Genomic DNA, 15,138 nt, shown 5'->3' on the forward strand with positions numbered 1-15,138 from the left:
ACATATGGCCGGTCATTCCAAATGGGCCAACATCCAGCATCGCAAAGGCCGCCAGGACGAGAAGCGCGGCAAGATCTGGACGCGCATCATCCGTGAGATCACGGTCGCCGCGCGCCAGGGTGGCCCGGACATCAAGGACAACCCGCGCCTGCGCCTGGCCGTCGACAAGGCCAAGGCCGCCAACATGCCGGCCGACCGCATCAAATACAACATCGACAAGGCCAGCGGCAACATCGATGGCCTGACCTACGAGGAAATCCGCTACGAAGGCTATGGCATCGGTGGCGCGGCCATCATGATCGATACGATGACGGACAACCGCGTCCGCACCGTGGCCGAGGTTCGCCACGCCTTCAGCAAATACGGCGGCAACATGGGCACGGACGGCTCGGTGGCCTTCCAGTTCAAGCATTGCGGCCAGTTGCTGTTCGCGCCCGGCACGTCGGAAGACAAGGTCATGGAAGTGGCGCTGGAAGCCGGCGCCGAGGATGTCGTCACCGGTGACGACGGCGCCATCGAGGTGCTGACCTCGCCCGCCGACTACGAGGCCGTCAAGGCCGCGCTTGAAGCCGCCGGCCTGGTGCCCGAGCTGTCCGAAGTGACGATGCGGGCCGAAAACACCATCGAGCTGACCGGCGAAGACGCCGAACGCATGCAGAAGCTGCTGGATGTCATTGAAGATCTGGACGACACGCAAGCCGTCTATCACAACGCGGAACTGAATTGATGCGAGTGCTGGTCATTGGCAATGGGGGCCGCGAGCACGCGCTGGCCTGGAAGCTGGCCCAGGGCGAGCGCGTCAGCCAGGTGTTTGTTGCGCCCGGAAACGGCGGCACGGCGCGCGATGAGCGGCTGGAGACGGTGCCCATCGGCATGACCGATGTGAAGGCGCTGGCCGACTTTGCCGTCGAGCAGAAGATCACGCTGACCGTCGTCGGCCCCGAGGCGGCGCTGGCCGCAGGCGTGGTGGACGAGTTCCGCTCGCGGGGTCTGCGCATCTTCGGCCCGACCAAGGCCGCGGCCCAGCTGGAGAGTTCCAAGGCCTTCGCCAAGGACTTCATGAAGCGCCACGGCATCCCGACGGCCGCCTACGAGACCTTCTCTGACGCTGCGGTGGCCCACGCCTACGTCGACGGCCGCGGCGCGCCCATCGTCATCAAAGCCGACGGCCTGGCGGCGGGCAAGGGCGTCGTCGTCGCGATGACGCTGGCCGAGGCGCATGAAGCAATCACCTGGATCCTGGAAGACAACAAGCTGGGCGTCACCCACAACGAAGGCGGTGCGCGTGTCGTCATCGAGGATTTCCTGGAGGGCGAGGAGGCCAGCTTCATCGTCGTCTGCGACGGCAAGCAGGTCGTGTCGCTGGCCACCAGCCAGGACCACAAGCGCCTGCTCGACGGCGACGTCGGCCCCAACACCGGCGGCATGGGCGCCTACTCGCCCGCGCCGGTGGTCACGCCCAATGTGCATGCCAAGGTCATGCACGAGATCATCCAGCCGACCATTGCCGGCATGGCCAAGGACGGCCTTCCCTTCACCGGCTTCCTGTATGCCGGCCTGATGATCGACGAGCACGGCCAGCCGCGCACCGTCGAGTTCAACACCCGCATGGGCGACCCCGAGACCCAGCCCATCATGATGCGGCTCAAGAGCGATCTCTTCGAGCTGATGATGCATGCCACCGACGGCACGCTGGATCAGGTGGAGCTGCAATGGGACCGCCGCGTGGCGCTGGGCGTCGTGCTGGCCGCCGAGGGCTACCCGCTCAACCCGCGCAAGGGTGATGCCATCACCGGCCTGCCGGACGACGAGGAAGAGGCCATGGTCTTTCATGCCGGCACGGCGATGCAGGACGGCAAGCTCGTGACCAGTGGCGGACGCGTGCTCTGCGTGACGGCGCTGGGCGAGTCCGTGCGCCTGGCGGCGCAGCGCGCCTACGAGCTGTGCCCGTCCATCCAGTTCGCCGGTCGCCAGTACCGCAGCGACATCGGCCACCGGGCCATCAAGCGTTGAGCCCGACGCCCGCCCTTCGACCCGCCGTCCTGACCGGGCCGCTGCGGCCGCACCGCCGCCCAAGCGATCTGGCGCGCCGGCTGCTGGGCCTGTTCGGCTGGACAGTGGACGCGCCCGGCGTGCCGGCGGAGCAGGGCGTCATCCTCGTCTACCCCCACACGTCCAATTGGGACTTCGTCGTGGGGCTGATGGCCAAGTGGGCCGTCGGCATCGAGTTGCGCTTCTGGGGCAAGGACAGCCTGTTCAAGGCGCCATTGCTTGGCCATTGGATGCGCTGGATCGGCGGTGTCGGCGTCGACCGCAGCAGCCCGCATGGCATCGTGGCGGACACCGTGAGCCAGATGCAGGGTGCCGCGGCGCGGGGCGAGCGCTTCTGGCTGGCCGCCGCACCCGAAGGGACGCGATCGCTGAAGAGTGGCTGGCGTACGGGCGCCTATCAGGTGGCCGTGCAGGCCGGCGTTCCGGTCGGGCTTTGCTATTTCGATTTCCAGCAGCGGGTCGTCTCGGTGACGCGCTTCGTCATGCTGACCGGCGATGTGCAGGCGGACTTCGCCGCGTTTGCCGACTATCTCGGCCCGCGCGTCGGCAAGCGTCCCGAACTGGCCAGCCCCATCCAGCCACGCTCCGTGCCGGGCCCGCGCCTATGAATACCCAAGCCGTCCGCGACTATCTGCTCGGCCTGCAGCACCGCATCGTCGCGGCGCTGGAGACGGTCGACGGCAATGCCTTCCTCAGCGACGGCTGGACGCGCGAACCCGGCGGCCGGCTGGAGGGCGACGGCCTGTCGCGCCTCATCGAGGGCGGCGCGGTCTTTGAGCGCGGCGGCGTCAACTTCTCGCATGTGAAGGGCCGCGTGCTGCCGCCTTCGGCCACGCAGCATCGCCCCGAACTGGCGGGCGCGCCCTTCGAGGCCATGGGCGTGTCGCTGGTCATGCACCCGCACAACCCCTTCGTGCCGACGGTGCACATGAATGTGCGCGCCTTCATTGCCTTGCCTCCTGATGCGCCGGCCGTCACCTGGTTCGGCGGCGGCATGGACCTGACGCCCTACTACGGCTATGAGCGCGACGCGCAGCACTTCCACCGTGTCTGCCGCGAGGCCCTCGTGCCGCACGGGCCGGCACTGCACCCTAAGTTCAAGGCCTGGTGCGACGACTACTTCTTCCTGAAACACCGCCAGGAGCCGCGCGGCATCGGCGGCATCTTCTTCGATGACTTTGCCGAAGGCGGCTTCGATGCCGGCTTTGCGCTGATCCAGTCGGTCGGCGACGCCTTCCTTGGCGCCTATCTGCCCATCGTCGAGCGCCGCCAGGGCTATGCCTATGGCGAGCGTGAGCGCGACTTCCAGGCCTATCGCCGGGGCCGCTACGTCGAGTTCAACCTGGTCTGGGACCGTGGCACGCTGTTCGGCCTGCAGTCCGGTGGCCGCACCGAATCCATCCTGATGTCCATGCCGCCGCAGGTGAAGTGGCGCTACGACTGGGCACCCGAGCCGGGCACGCCCGAGGCCCGGCTGTACAGCGACTTCCTGCGCCCACGCGACTGGGCCGACGAACCACCAACCGCACTGTGGCTGTGAAACTCGCGCTCTTTGGCGGCAGCTTCGACCCGCCCCATCTCGGCCACCTGGCCTTCGCCCGTTTTGCGCTGGACGCGCTGGCGCCCGACCGCCTGGTCTGGCTGCCCGCCGGCCGGCAATGGCAGAAGCCCGACCAGGTCATGGCTGCGGCCGTGCACCGCGCCGGCATGGTCAAGCGCCTCATCGCCGGCGAGCCGCGCCTGGTGATCGACGAGCGCGAACTGCACCGCCGGGGCCCGAGCTTTACGGCCGACACGCTGCGTGAGTTCGCCAAGCAGAATCCGGGTGCCGAGCTGATGTTCCTGATCGGTCAGGACCAGTACACCCGCCTGCCGACCTGGTACCAGGTCGAGACGGTCGCCGCCCTGGCGACGCTGGTCGTCGTACCGCGTGCCGGCCAGCAGGTCGTCACGCCGCCGGGCCTGCCGGCGCATCGTCTGCAGGTGCTGGCGATGCCAGAAAACCCCCTTTCGTCCACCGCCGTGCGCGACGCCGTCGCGCACGGCGAGGACATCAGCCCCATGGTGGGCGCCGAGGTGGCGAGCTATATTGCCTCGCACCGCCTCTACGAGAAGAAGTACTGAATGGACATCCGCAAGCTGCAACGCGCCATCGTCGATGGTCTCGAAGACGTCAAGGCCCAGAACATCGTCGTGTTCAATACCGAGCATCTGTCGCCGCTGTTCGAGCGCGTCATCATCGCGTCGGGCACAAGCAACCGGCAGACCAAGGCCCTGGCGTCCAGCGTGCGTGAAACCGTCAAAGGCCGGGGCATGCAGGTCATGCGCACCGAGGGCGAGGACAACGGCGAATGGATCATCGTGGACTGCGGCGCCGCCGTCGTGCATGTGATGCAGCCCGCCATCCGCGACTACTACCACCTCGAAGAGATTTGGGGCGGCAAGCCGGTCAAGCTCAAGCTGGGCAGCGCCGAAACCAAGCTCGTGAAGGCCTCCGAGGAGCCCGTTGCTGCACCGGTCAAGACGGCGCGCAAGGCCACGGCTTCCAGGCCGATCACCGCCAAGGCGGCGCCCAAGCCGGCACCTAAACCGGCATTGAAGACGGCATCCAGCGGCACCAAGAAGGCCGTGCCGTCCGCAGCGGCCAAGAAGGCGGTCGCCAAGAAGGCTGCGGTGGGCACCCAGGCGCCCAAGAAGGGCGTGACCCGCAGCGTGGGCGTGAAGATGGCCGCACCGGTCAAGACCTTGAAGGTTGGTGCCGGCCAGGGCGTGGGCAAGGCAGCGGCCGCAAAGCGGGCTGCGCCGGCGAAATCGCCCAGCAGGACCGTCGCCAAGGCCGCCCCGCGCGCCGCCGCCAGGCCAGCCGGCCGCGCGGCCCCCAAGAAGGGCTGATGCGCCTTCTCCTCGTCGCTGTGGGCCTGCGCCAGCCGGCCTGGGCTGATACCGCCTACGACGACTATGCCAAGCGCTTTCCGCCCGAGCTCAAGCTCGAACTGAAAGTCGTCAAGGCCGAGACGCGGGGCAGCAAGACGGCTGAGCAGTTGATGGCCGCCGAGGCCGCACGCATCGAGGCGGCCCTGCCGAAAGGTGTGCGCCGCATCGTTCTGGACGAGCGCGGCGAGCGTCGGACGTCGGTGCAACTGGCCGAGCGGTTGAAGCTGTGGATGAGCGAAGGGCGCGACGCGGCGCTCATTATCGGCGGGCCGGATGGCCTGCACCCCGACCTGAAGGCCACCGCGGACGAGACGCTGCGCCTGTCGGACCTGACGTTGCCTCACGCCTTCGCCCGCGTGCTGTTGGCCGAAGGCCTGTATCGCGCCTGGACCGTGACGACCGGCCATCCCTATCACCGTGAATAGCTTGATCTACCTCGCCTCGCAAAGCCCGCGCCGCAGCCAGCTGCTGGCGCAGCTTGGCGTCAGGCATGAGTTGCTGCTGCCCGGTGCCGAGGAGGACGCCGAGGCACTGGAGGCGGTCGAGGCCGACGAGGTGCCCGAGACGTATTGCGCCCGCGTCACGGCCGCCAAGCTCGACGCTGCAATGGCGCGACGTTCCACGCGTGGCCTGGCTGTGGCGCCCATCCTGTGTGCCGACACGACGGTGGCCATCGACGGCCTCATCCTCGGCAAGCCCGAGGACGACGCCGATGCGGCGCGCATGCTGGCCCTGATGTCTGGCCGCACGCACCGCGTCATCACGGCCGTCGCCGTGGCCGATGCCACGCAGCGCATGGCGAGGCTCAACGTCTCGCAGGTCGAGTTCGCGACGCTGTCTGCCGCTCAGATCGAGCGCTATGTCGCCAGCCGCGAGCCCTTCGGCAAGGCCGGCGCCTATGCCATTCAGAGCCAGGCAGCGGCCTGGATCGTGAAGATTGCCGGCAGCTACAGCGGCATCATGGGGTTGCCCCTCTTTGAGACGGCGCAGCTGTTGGAGAAATTCGGCTTTGAGTTTTGACGTCGAGTTCTGATGCGTGCCGCTTCGGCCGGCGGCACGCATCAGCATTCAAAGGTTCGCGATGGAAGACATCCTGATCAACTGGTCACCGCAGGAGACGCGGGTGGCCGTGGTCGAGAACGGCGCCGTGCAGGAGCTGCACATCGAGCGCACCCTGGAACGGGGCCTGGTGGGCAACGTCTATCTCGGCAAAGTCGTGCGTGTGCTGCCCGGCATGCAGTCCGCCTTCATCGACATCGGCCTGGAGCGCGCCGCCTTCCTGCATGTGGCCGACCTGCACAGCGCCTCGCAGTTCGGCCATGGCCGCCACGCGCAGAGCCCGGACACGCCGCCGACGCCCATCGAGCGCCTGGTTTTCGAGGGGCAGCCGCTGACGGTGCAGGTCATCAAGGACCCTATTGGCACCAAGGGCGCCCGCCTGTCCAGCCAGATCAGCATCGCCGGCCGCATGCTGGTCTACCTGCCGCAGGACGAGCACATTGGCATCAGCCAGAAGATCGGCTCGCCCGAGGCGCGCGAGGCACTGCGTGCGCGCATGGTGACGCTGGTGGGCACCAAGGAGCAGGGCGGCGGTGGCGGCTTTATCCTGCGCACGAATGCCGAAGATGCCAGCGATGAAGAGCTGGCTGCCGACATCGCCTATTTGCGCAAGACCTGGCAACAGATCCGTGCGAAGGCGCTGACGACGCCGTCGGCCAACCTGCTGCACCAGGACCTCAGCCTCGTCGAGCGCGTGCTGCGCGACTTGACGACCGAGCGCACCGGCTCCATCCGCATCGACTCCAAGATGCAGTACGACGTGCTGCGCGAGTTTGGCGAGACCTTCATGCCGGCCGCCACCGCCAAGCTGGAGCATTACCGCGGCGAGCGGCCGATCTTCGACCTGTGCAATGTCGATGCCGAGATTGCGCGCGCGCTGCAGCGCAAGGTCGAGCTGAAGTCCGGCGGCTCCCTCGTGTTCGACCAGACCGAGGCGATGACCACCATCGACGTCAACACGGGTGGCTTCGTCGGCGCCAAGAATTTCGACGACACCATCTTCAAGACCAACCTCGAAGCGGCGGGCTCCATTGCGCGCCAGCTGCGCCTGCGCAACCTGGGCGGCATCATCATCGTTGACTTCATCGACATGACGCGCGAGGAGCACAAGACGGCGGTGTTGGCCGAGTTCCGCAAGCAACTGGGCCGCGACCGCACCAAGGTCACCGTTGGCGGCTTCACGCAACTGGGCCTGGTCGAGATGACGAGGAAGCGCACGCGCGAGTCCCTGTCGCGCATGCTGTGCGAACCCTGCCCCACCTGCGAGGGCCGCGGCCAGGTGAAGACGGCCCGCTCCGTCTGCTACGACATCCTGCGCGAGATCCTGCGTGAAGCGCGCCAGTTCTCGCCGCGGGAGTTCCGCGTGGTGGCGGCGGCCAATGTCGTCGAGATGATGCTCGATGAAGAGAGCGCCCACTTGGCGGGACTGTCCGACTTCATCGGCAAGCCGATCTCGCTGACCGCCGAGCCGACCAACCAGACCGAGCACTACGACATCGTGCTGCTTTGAGCCGTTCCGGCGGTGCCAGCAGCGACGCGGTCTTGTCTGACGTTACAAGTTGCGCCGCTGCGGCAAAATCGCGCGCCATGCTCGATTCCGTTTCCCGCCGCCTCAGCCTCGCCGCCCTTGCCGCATTCGGCGCCAGTCTCGCTGGTACCACGCTCGCCCAGGTCCGCATCGACATCTCCGGCGTGGGTGGCACCCGTGTGCCGGTGGCCATCGTCGACTTCCGCGACGAAGCCAAATCGCCTCAGCCCATCGCCGCCATCGTGCGGGCTGACCTGGAGCGCAGCGGCCAGTTCCGCAGCGTCGACGCGCCCGCGGGCCTCAACGAGAGCAGCAGCCCGGCGTGGGCGGAGTGGCGGGGGCGCCAGGCCGATGCGCTGGCCGCAGGGTCGGTCACTCGCCTTGCCGATGGCCGGCTCGACATCCGCTTCAAGCTCTGGGATGTTGTCAAGGGCACCGAGCTGGTGGGCGAGGCGCATGCCGTCCATCCGGACGACGCGCGACTCGCGGCCCACCGCATCGCCGACACCATCTACCAAAAGCTGACCGGCGAGCGCGGCGTGTTCGCCACGCGCATGGCCTATGTCACCAAGGCCGGCCCGCGCTACAGCCTGGTCATCGCCGATGCCGACGGTGAAGCCGCCAAGGTCGCGTTGACCAGCCCCGAGCCGATCATCTCGCCCGCCTGGGCGCCGAATGGCCGCGAGCTGGCCTATGTCAGCTTCGAAAGCCGCAAGGCCACCGTGCGCATCCAGGACGTGCAGACCGGCGGTCGCCGCGTGCTGGCCGACTTCAAGGGCACCAACAGCGCGCCGGCCTGGTCGCCCGACGGCCAGCAGCTCGTGCTCAGCCTGTCGCGCGACGGCGGCACGCAGCTCTTCGTCATCAACCGCGATGGCTCAGGCCTGCGCCGCTTGACCCAGAGTGGCTCCATCGATACCGAGGCGACCTATGCGCCGGATGGCAGCAAGATCTACTTCGTCAGTGACCGCGGTGGCGGCCCGCAGATCTACCGCATGCCCGCCAGCGGTGGGGCGGCCGAGCGCGTGACTTTCAACGGCAGCTACAACATCAGTCCCGCCGTCAGCCCCGACGGTCGGACACTGGCCTACATCACGCGGTCAGGCGGCGCCTTCCGCTTGTCCGTGATGGACCTCGCCACCGGCCAAACCCAGCAGATCAGCGAAGCCAACGACGACGAAAGCCCGGCCTTCGCGCCCAACGGCAAGCTCATCGTCTATGCCAGCCGCGCCGGCGGCAAGGAGGTGCTGATGACGACAACGCTCGACGGCAAGATCAAGACGCCGCTACTGGTCACCCTGGTGGAAGTTCGCGAACCCACTTGGGGTCCATTTACGCGCTAGTAACTTGATGTTTCGCCCCATGTTGGACAATGGCGGGCTTGCACCGCTGTCTGCCGTGCCTCTGTTTCTTGCCCCCCGTCTGTTGTGGAGACTATTCGAATGAAACTGACCCGCTTTGCGTTCACCCTGATTGCCGCAGCTGCCTTGGCTGGCTGCGGTTCCGCTGTCAAGCTCGACGAGCCGGCACCGGTCGAGACGCGTCAACCTGCGACGCCGCCGGTGACCACGACGCAGCAGCCGGCCGAGCCTGCCGTGACCACCGTGCCGACGGTCGACCTGTTCACCCAGCTCACGCAGGAAGTCAACAGCAGCGGCAAGCGCGTCGTCTACTTCGACTACGACAGCGACGTCGTCAAGGAAGAGTACCGCCCGCTGGTTGAACTGCACGCCAAGCGCCTCAACGCCAACAAGCGCGCCGCGCTGAACCTGGAAGGCCACACCGACGAGCGCGGCGGCCGTGAGTACAACCTGGCTCTGGGCCAGCGCCGCGCTGAAGCCGTCGCCAAGTCGCTCACACTGCTGGGCGTCGGTGCCGCTCAAGTCGAAGCCGTCAGCTTCGGCAAGGAGCGCCCGGCCGCGCAAGGTGGTGGCGAAGAAGTCTGGGCCAAGAACCGTCGCGTCGAGCTCAAGGACAAGTGATGCGTCTGTCGCTGTTGGCGCTCTTCGTGGGCGCCCTGTTCGCGCAGCCGGCCGCTGCCGGCCTGTTCGAGGATGACGAAGCCCGCAAGGCCATCATCGAACTGCGCGCCAAGGTGCAGGCCAACGAGGACGTGGCCAAGCAGCGGGCAGACCAGCTCAATGCCCTGGTTCAGGACCAACTCCAGCCGCTGCGCCGCAGCATGCTGGACCTGAACGGCCAGATTGACGTCCTGCGTGCCGAGATCGCCAAGCTGCGTGGCGCCAACGAGCAACTGGCCCGCGACTTGGCCGACACCCAGCGCAAGCTGGCCGATCAGTCGCAGTCCGTCGAAGCGCGCTTCAAGCCGCTTGAGCCGCAAAAGGTTGCCCTCGATGGTCGCGAGTTCCAGGTTGGGCCGGACGAGCGCAACCAGTACGAAGCCGCCATCGGTCTGGTACGCCGCGGCGACTTCGCCGAGGCGGTTGCCGCGTTGAATGCGTTCCTGAAGCGTTACCCCGCCAGCGGCTACACCGACTCGGTGCGCTTCTGGCTTGGCAATGCACAGTACGGCAAGCGCGACTACAAGGACGCCATCGCGACTTTCAAAGCCTTCATCGCCGGCAATGCCGACCACCCGCGCGCCGGGGAAGCGCTGCTCGCATTGGCTAACTGCCAGATCGAGCTGAAGGACAACCGGGGTGCGCGCCGGAGCCTTGAGGATCTCATCAAGGCCTACCCCGGTACCGAGGCCGCTCAGGCCGGTAAAGAGCGCCTCGCAGCTCTGCGCTGATGACAGGTCAGCTCGATGCTGATCTGGAGCGCCGCTTCGGCGGCCTGCGTCGGCTGCACGGCGACGCCGCCTACCAGCGTCTGCGCACCGCGCGATTCGCAGTCGTTGGCCTTGGCGGCGTCGGTTCCTGGGCCGTCGAGGCACTCGCGCGCTGCGGTGCGGCCGAGCTGACGCTGATCGATCTCGATCAGGTTTCCGAATCCAACATCAACCGCCAGATCCAGGCGCTCGGCTCCACCGTCGGCATGGCCAAGGCTGAGGCGCTGCGTCAACGCATCGCTGACATTCACCCGGACTGCGCGGTGCGCGTCATCGAGGAATTTGTGGAGCCGGACAACTGGCCAGCGCTGGTCGGCGGCGTCGAATTCGACGGCCTCATCGACTGCTGCGACCAAGTTCGTGCCAAGGCCACGCTGGCCGCCTGGGCCACATCGCAAGGCCTGCCTTTCGTGACCGTGGGTGCCGCCGGCGGCAAGCGCGAGCCGCATCGGGTTCAACTCGACGACCTTGCCGAAACCACGCACGACCCGCTGCTTGCTTCGCTTCGGCAGCGCCTGCGCAAGCACCACGGCGCGCCGCGTGTCGCCAAGATGGGCGTGGCCTGCGTCTACTCGCGCGAGCCGGTGCATCTGCCTGCGCAGGAAGCAGGCGAGGCCTGCGATATTGACGGCAGCCTGAACTGCCACGGTTATGGGTCGAGCGTCGCGGTGACGGCGACTTTCGGTTTGTGCGCCGCCGCAGAGCTGCAGCGGCTGCATGTTGAGCGCACTCAAACAAAAGTCGATCAGTAACAGCAGAAAATCTTGCAGAGAATCAAAAAAGCTGCCTACAATGGCGGGCTCTGCTTGACACGGGACGTTAGCTCAGTCGGTAGAGCAGCGGACTTTTAATCCGTTGGTCGCAGGTTCGAATCCTGCACGTCCCACCAGGTTTTCCAGCGCTGATTCGACGGAATCGACGCTACAATTACTGGCTTAGCTCGGTCTCACCGAGTTGAATCAGGGCTCTTAGCTCAGTTGGTAGAGCAGCGGACTCTTAATCCGTAGGTCGAGTGTTCGAGTCACTCAGGGCCCACCAAATTTAAGAAGCAACAGGCACTTAGCGCTTTTCAGCTGCTAGGTGCCTTTTGCTTTGCACGCCTGAGAAGCGCTCGTGATAGTCGCTCGTCGGGCGTCAGAGCACCAACAGCGCCTTTGCGCGAGCCAGATGCTCAAGGCGATCGTCCAACCCGTTGTAGCCACCATTGATCCGCTTGGTGACCGCCTTGGCGTCGTCGGCGTCGGCCAGCGGGCCGATCTTGCGTGACTGCCAGAACCAGCAAGCGACATCGACGCAGGCGAACGGGTCCAGCGCCACGCGCGTGGGGTCGCTGATGTAGTCGACGCCCGTATGGCGGCTGTACTGCGTGTAGTTGGCGCGGCCGGTCAGCTGAATCAGGCCTCGTCCCTTGAACCGTGGGCCATCGCCGGGTTCGCTGTTGCCGAGGTCCGTGCGGCCGTTGTAGGCGCTGCCATCGGCGAGCTCTTCGGCGTACAGCAGCGACCCGGACTCATGGGCAAGCTGGGCGATGAAATGCGCGATCTGCCGCGGTGTATCGATGCCGTAGCGGGTCATGCCCTGAACCAGGGGCTCGTAGTAGAGTTCAATGCGCTTTTGCATGGCGCGCGGCATCACGACCGTGAGCTTCTCTTTCGTCGGACCCGGGGGCAGCCCCGATAGCAGCCGGGCCATCGTGGCATCACCGGGGGCCACCAGACCATCCGACTCCGGCAGTCCCATCGCGCGGGTTTCAAAGGCGCGGATCGCATCAATCGTGCTCGGCCCGATGCGCCCGTCCACTTCCAGCTTCCGGTGCGAGTCGCTGCTCCAAGCTTCGCTGTTGAGGTTCAGCAGCACCTGGATGATGCGGACATCCGCCACATCATTGCGGGCACCCAATCCGACGCTTTTCGTGATGCACATGGCGGCTCGTCCTTGACGGTTGACACAACCGCCGACGTTAGGCCGAGGTTCCCGGCCGCGAATCCCCAATCGGCATGAGGCGCGGCGCCCGCGCCGTCAAGGCGTCATGGTGTCAACGGCCGGATGCTGCCGGCGAGGCTTCCCGGCGGATAGTTGTCGTTGAAGAGTTGCCAGACTCTCCCCGACTTGGCCAGCTGCGAGAACGCCTGGCGCAGCAGGCGGCGGTCGGCATCGCCGAGCGTGTGCCGGGACAGGTAGACGCCGCTTTCGGACCAACCCAGCTCATCCAGTGCGTCGCTCCGGACCTGCGCGACGAGCGGCGCGAAGTCGGGCTCATTGACCAACGTGCCGATGAAGATGGACGCTGTCATGACCGACGCCTGTGCCAGGCCCCGGCGCAGCGCGCGCGCGACGCCGGCTGCGTCGGGCTCCTCGACGAGGCGCCTCTGCGCCCGCAAGGCCGCCACCGCGTTGTCATAGGCCGGGCCGAAGGTGAAACCGCGCACCACGGCGATCTTGAGACCCGGCTGGGCGACCAGTTCGGCCAAGGAGCGCGGCGGGGGCCGGTCACGCGCGAGCGTCAGCAAGCTGGCACGGACCTGCACCAGCGCAACAAACTCACCGTCGACATCGCGTGACGGGTTGCTCGACGCGGGCATCAGCAGGTCCGCCTGCCCGGACTCGAACATCTTTTGCAGCCGGGCCCGCGGCACGCGGTGCACCTGAAATTCGCAGCCGGCACTCGCGCCCAGTTCGCGCAGCAGCGTCGGGTAGAGGCCAACACCGCGCTCGCCCTCGAAGCTGACGCTCAGCCCGACCGGTGCCATCGGCACGCCGATGGGGCGCGTGCAGCCGGCCTCGGCGGCCGAAGCCGCCAGCCAGCAAGCCATCCACAAGCCTGATCGCGCACCTGCTCTCATGCCACTCCGCCCGGATCACCCTGGACCCGATTGTGCTGCGGGCCAGGCGTAACCCGGCGTTCCAGTGCATCGAAGGCCAGTTGCACGACGACGGCGAGCGCGGCGGCAGGCAGCGCGCCGGCCAACATCAGCGTGCTGTCGTTGACGGCCAGGCCGGCCACGATGCGCTCGCCCAGCCCGCCGGCGCCGACGAAGGCGGCCACCGTCGCCGTGCCGACATTGGTCACGGCGGCGGTCTTCACGCCGGCCATCAGCGTCGGCAGCGCCTGCGGCAACTCGATGGCGCGCAGCGTCTGGCCGCGGTTCAGGCCCAGCGCCATGGCCGCCTGGGTCTGGCCCGCCGACACGGCTTGCAGGCCGGCATGCGTGTTGCGCACGATGGGCAGCAGCGCATAGATGAACAAGGCCAGCAGCGCGGGCAGGAAGCCGATCCGGCCCATCAGCGCGATCAGCACCGCCAGCACGGCCAAGGAGGGCAGCGTCTGCAGCAAGCCCGCCACCGCCATGACCGGAGGCGCCAGCCGCGGCTGGCGATGCGCTGCAATGCCCAGCGGCACAGCAACGGCTACCGCCAAAGCCAGCGAAGCCAGCACCAGCGCCACATGCTGCCCCAGCAGCTTGGCCAGGTCGGGCGCGAACATCCGTGCCATCAAGCCGTCGCGTTCACTGAACGAGCTCGGGCCGGCCTGCAGAAAGCCGCGCGCCACGTCTGCAAACGGCCGACCTTCCAGTTCCGCCGCCGCGTTGAGGCGAATCATCTCGGCCTCGGGCAGCCGCCCGGCCAGGCTCTGCAGCGGCCCGTCATCGACGGTGGCGCGCATCAGCAGCACCGCGTCGTAGCGGGGGAAGAAACTGCGATCGTCGCGCAGCACCCGCACCGGCTGGCGGGCCAGCTGCGCATCGGTCGTATAGACATCGATCAGGTCGACCTGGCCCCCGGCCAACGCGCCGTAGGCCAGGCCATGGTCGAGGCCAGCCCCCGGCGCCAGCTTCAGGCCATAGGCACGCTGCAGGGCCGGCCAGCCGTCAGCGCGGGCGATGAACTCGTGTGACAGGCCGGTCCTGAGCGTCAACCCACTCTTCTCGATGCCAGCCGCCAGTTCCGAGATCGTCGAAATCCCCAGCCGCGCCGCATCGGCCTCGCGCATCGCCAGCGCATAGCTGTTGTTGAAGCCCAGCGGCACGCCGGCCTTCAGCCCGAGCGGTTTCAGCCAGGCGTTGATCTGCGTCAGCGAGGCCTGCGCGTCGGCGCTGGATTCGCGCTTGAGCAGCTCCCGCACGATGGTGCCGGTGTACTCGGGATAGACATCGATCTGCCCCTGCTGCAGCGCCGCAGCCAGGATGGCCGTGTTGCCCAGGCCCTGCCGATGCTCAGCGACGATGCCCTGGGCAACGAGGGTCTGCTTGACGATTTCACCGATGACATAGCTTTCAGTGAAGCGCTTGGAGCCGACCTGCACAGCTGGCGATGCATGCGCTGCCCCGGCCAACCACGCCGTTAGCAGGGTCAACAGGAGTTGGAGTTGCCAGCAGTTCCGCATGGGCGCATGGTGCCTGATCAGGCGGGCCGCCGTGTCGGACGCCGCCTACATGTAAGCACCCCCAGGTCCGAGTGCAACACCGCTCACGCCTGCCTACAGTTGGAGACAGTTCTCAAGGAGGTCTTCATGTCCCGCGCTACCGATCATCTGCTCCGTCAACATCGCGACAGCCTTGGCCTTCACCTGCGCCAGTGCCGCACGATGTCCGACCGCCAGCAGCGCATGCTGTGCTCGCTGGAAGCCCTCGATGCGGCAGTGGGCGAGCGCATGTTCACGACCGTCGTCATCGGCAGCGCGCTGATGGCGCTGGTGCTGAGCTTCATCGTCTAGATCGCGTTTCGCCTCCAGAAACAGCGGCTTTTGGGCCGCTGTTTTCTTTTGTGCGCTGCT

At 67.0% G+C, this 15,138-nt stretch carries 17 protein-coding genes and 2 tRNA genes; 16 read left to right on the forward strand and 3 right to left on the reverse strand.

The genetic code is table 11. The features are described from left to right. The first annotated feature begins 4 nt into the window (after positions 1–4). The 15 genes from ASC81_RS04940 (at position 5) to ASC81_RS05010 (ending at position 11,402) form a co-directional block, all read left to right on the forward strand. Positions 5–727, forward strand: coding sequence for a YebC/PmpR family DNA-binding transcriptional regulator (locus ASC81_RS04940; protein WP_056263373.1), 723 nt, complete (start codon positions 5–7; stop codon positions 725–727). Next, entirely contained in the window at positions 727–2,013 is a 1,287-nt protein-coding gene (gene purD / locus ASC81_RS04945; RefSeq protein ID WP_056263378.1) for a phosphoribosylamine--glycine ligase, read from the forward strand. The genes ASC81_RS04940 and purD overlap by 1 nt, the downstream gene beginning before the upstream one ends. Continuing rightward, positions 2,010–2,660: a 1-acyl-sn-glycerol-3-phosphate acyltransferase gene (locus ASC81_RS04950; protein WP_056263383.1), complete on the forward strand. Its 651-nt coding sequence runs from the start codon at positions 2,010–2,012 to the stop codon at positions 2,658–2,660. The genes purD and ASC81_RS04950 overlap by 4 nt, the downstream gene beginning before the upstream one ends. Beyond that, entirely contained in the window at positions 2,657–3,592 is a 936-nt protein-coding gene (gene hemF, locus ASC81_RS04955; RefSeq protein WP_056263385.1) for an oxygen-dependent coproporphyrinogen oxidase, read from the forward strand. The genes ASC81_RS04950 and hemF overlap by 4 nt, the downstream gene beginning before the upstream one ends. Continuing rightward, positions 3,589–4,176, forward strand: coding sequence for a nicotinate (nicotinamide) nucleotide adenylyltransferase (gene nadD / locus ASC81_RS04960; protein WP_162245855.1), 588 nt, complete (start codon positions 3,589–3,591; stop codon positions 4,174–4,176). The genes hemF and nadD overlap by 4 nt, the downstream gene beginning before the upstream one ends. Beyond that, the gene (rsfS, locus tag ASC81_RS04965; protein ID WP_056263387.1) at positions 4,177–4,944 is read left to right on the forward strand and encodes a ribosome silencing factor; all 768 of its coding nucleotides are present in this window, start codon (positions 4,177–4,179) and stop codon (positions 4,942–4,944) included. After that, the gene (gene rlmH, locus ASC81_RS04970) at positions 4,944–5,411 is read left to right on the forward strand and encodes a 23S rRNA (pseudouridine(1915)-N(3))-methyltransferase RlmH (protein WP_056263389.1); all 468 of its coding nucleotides are present in this window, start codon (positions 4,944–4,946) and stop codon (positions 5,409–5,411) included. Before rsfS ends, rlmH begins: the two co-directional genes overlap by 1 nt. Continuing rightward, the gene (locus tag ASC81_RS04975) at positions 5,404–6,006 is read left to right on the forward strand and encodes a nucleoside triphosphate pyrophosphatase (RefSeq protein ID WP_056263391.1); all 603 of its coding nucleotides are present in this window, start codon (positions 5,404–5,406) and stop codon (positions 6,004–6,006) included. Before rlmH ends, ASC81_RS04975 begins: the two co-directional genes overlap by 8 nt. Before the next feature lie 61 nt (positions 6,007–6,067). After that, on the forward strand, positions 6,068–7,555 hold the full coding sequence (gene rng / locus ASC81_RS04980) for a ribonuclease G (RefSeq protein ID WP_056263394.1): 1,488 nt from the start codon (positions 6,068–6,070) through the stop codon (positions 7,553–7,555). Between the two features lie 77 nt (positions 7,556–7,632). Beyond that, a complete protein-coding gene (tolB, locus tag ASC81_RS04985; protein WP_056263396.1) occupies positions 7,633–8,916 on the forward strand; it encodes a Tol-Pal system beta propeller repeat protein TolB in 1,284 nt (427 codons plus the stop codon). A 99-nt stretch (positions 8,917–9,015) separates the two neighbouring features. After that, complete coding sequence (pal, locus tag ASC81_RS04990) at positions 9,016–9,555, forward strand: peptidoglycan-associated lipoprotein Pal (RefSeq protein ID WP_056263398.1); 540 nt, start codon at positions 9,016–9,018, stop codon at positions 9,553–9,555. Further along, a complete protein-coding gene (gene ybgF / locus ASC81_RS04995) occupies positions 9,555–10,325 on the forward strand; it encodes a tol-pal system protein YbgF (RefSeq protein WP_056263402.1) in 771 nt (256 codons plus the stop codon). Before pal ends, ybgF begins: the two co-directional genes overlap by 1 nt. Continuing rightward, entirely contained in the window at positions 10,325–11,116 is a 792-nt protein-coding gene (locus ASC81_RS05000; RefSeq protein ID WP_056263403.1) for a ThiF family adenylyltransferase, read from the forward strand. The genes ybgF and ASC81_RS05000 overlap by 1 nt, the downstream gene beginning before the upstream one ends. Before the next feature lie 61 nt (positions 11,117–11,177). Then, positions 11,178–11,253, forward strand: a tRNA-Lys gene (locus tag ASC81_RS05005). A 73-nt stretch (positions 11,254–11,326) separates the two neighbouring features. Then, a tRNA-Lys gene (locus ASC81_RS05010) sits at positions 11,327–11,402 on the forward strand. A gap of 96 nt (positions 11,403–11,498) precedes the next feature. Here ASC81_RS05010 and ASC81_RS05015 read toward each other — a convergent pair. The 3 genes from ASC81_RS05015 to ASC81_RS05025 form a co-directional block, all read right to left on the reverse strand. Continuing rightward, a complete protein-coding gene (locus ASC81_RS05015; RefSeq protein ID WP_056263404.1) occupies positions 11,499–12,287 on the reverse strand; it encodes a glycoside hydrolase family 19 protein in 789 nt (262 codons plus the stop codon). A 104-nt stretch (positions 12,288–12,391) separates the two neighbouring features. After that, positions 12,392–13,177: an ABC transporter substrate-binding protein gene (locus ASC81_RS05020; protein WP_056263405.1), complete on the reverse strand. Its 786-nt coding sequence runs from the start codon at positions 13,175–13,177 to the stop codon at positions 12,392–12,394. Between the two features lie 26 nt (positions 13,178–13,203). After that, positions 13,204–14,748, reverse strand: a complete 1,545-nt coding sequence (locus ASC81_RS05025; protein ID WP_056263408.1) for a glycine betaine ABC transporter substrate-binding protein — start codon at positions 14,746–14,748, stop codon at positions 13,204–13,206. A 126-nt stretch (positions 14,749–14,874) separates the two neighbouring features. On the opposite strand from ASC81_RS05025, the gene ASC81_RS26875 reads away from it, so the two are divergent. Then, on the forward strand, positions 14,875–15,078 hold the full coding sequence (locus ASC81_RS26875) for a hypothetical protein (protein ID WP_156391744.1): 204 nt from the start codon (positions 14,875–14,877) through the stop codon (positions 15,076–15,078). Positions 15,079–15,138: the final 60 nt, after the last annotated feature.

Origin of the sequence: Pelomonas sp. Root405, assembly GCF_001425165.1 — a bacterium.
In the GTDB taxonomy this organism is placed as follows: domain Bacteria; phylum Pseudomonadota; class Gammaproteobacteria; order Burkholderiales; family Burkholderiaceae_C; genus Pelomonas.

What these genes read in the sequence shown, in the direction of transcription:
- ASC81_RS04940 (WP_056263373.1), top strand. Translation starts at nt 5, where the DNA reads ATGGCCGGTCATTCCAAATGGGCCAACATCCAGCATCGCAAAGGCCGC.
- purD (WP_056263378.1), top strand. Translation starts at nt 727, where the DNA reads ATGCGAGTGCTGGTCATTGGCAATGGGGGCCGCGAGCACGCGCTGGCC.
- hemF (WP_056263385.1), top strand. Translation starts at nt 2,657, where the DNA reads ATGAATACCCAAGCCGTCCGCGACTATCTGCTCGGCCTGCAGCACCGC.
- rsfS (WP_056263387.1), top strand. Translation starts at nt 4,177, where the DNA reads ATGGACATCCGCAAGCTGCAACGCGCCATCGTCGATGGTCTCGAAGAC.
- rlmH (WP_056263389.1), top strand. Translation starts at nt 4,944, where the DNA reads ATGCGCCTTCTCCTCGTCGCTGTGGGCCTGCGCCAGCCGGCCTGGGCT.
- rng (WP_056263394.1), top strand. Translation starts at nt 6,068, where the DNA reads ATGGAAGACATCCTGATCAACTGGTCACCGCAGGAGACGCGGGTGGCC.
- tolB (WP_056263396.1), top strand. Translation starts at nt 7,633, where the DNA reads ATGCTCGATTCCGTTTCCCGCCGCCTCAGCCTCGCCGCCCTTGCCGCA.
- pal (WP_056263398.1), top strand. Translation starts at nt 9,016, where the DNA reads ATGAAACTGACCCGCTTTGCGTTCACCCTGATTGCCGCAGCTGCCTTG.
- ybgF (WP_056263402.1), top strand. Translation starts at nt 9,555, where the DNA reads ATGCGTCTGTCGCTGTTGGCGCTCTTCGTGGGCGCCCTGTTCGCGCAG.
- ASC81_RS05000 (WP_056263403.1), top strand. Translation starts at nt 10,325, where the DNA reads ATGACAGGTCAGCTCGATGCTGATCTGGAGCGCCGCTTCGGCGGCCTG.
- ASC81_RS05015 (WP_056263404.1), bottom strand. Translation starts at nt 12,287, where the DNA reads ATGTGCATCACGAAAAGCGTCGGATTGGGTGCCCGCAATGATGTGGCG.
- ASC81_RS05020 (WP_056263405.1), bottom strand. Translation starts at nt 13,177, where the DNA reads ATGGCTTGCTGGCTGGCGGCTTCGGCCGCCGAGGCCGGCTGCACGCGC.
- ASC81_RS05025 (WP_056263408.1), bottom strand. Translation starts at nt 14,748, where the DNA reads ATGCGGAACTGCTGGCAACTCCAACTCCTGTTGACCCTGCTAACGGCG.
- ASC81_RS26875 (WP_156391744.1), top strand. Translation starts at nt 14,875, where the DNA reads ATGTCCCGCGCTACCGATCATCTGCTCCGTCAACATCGCGACAGCCTT.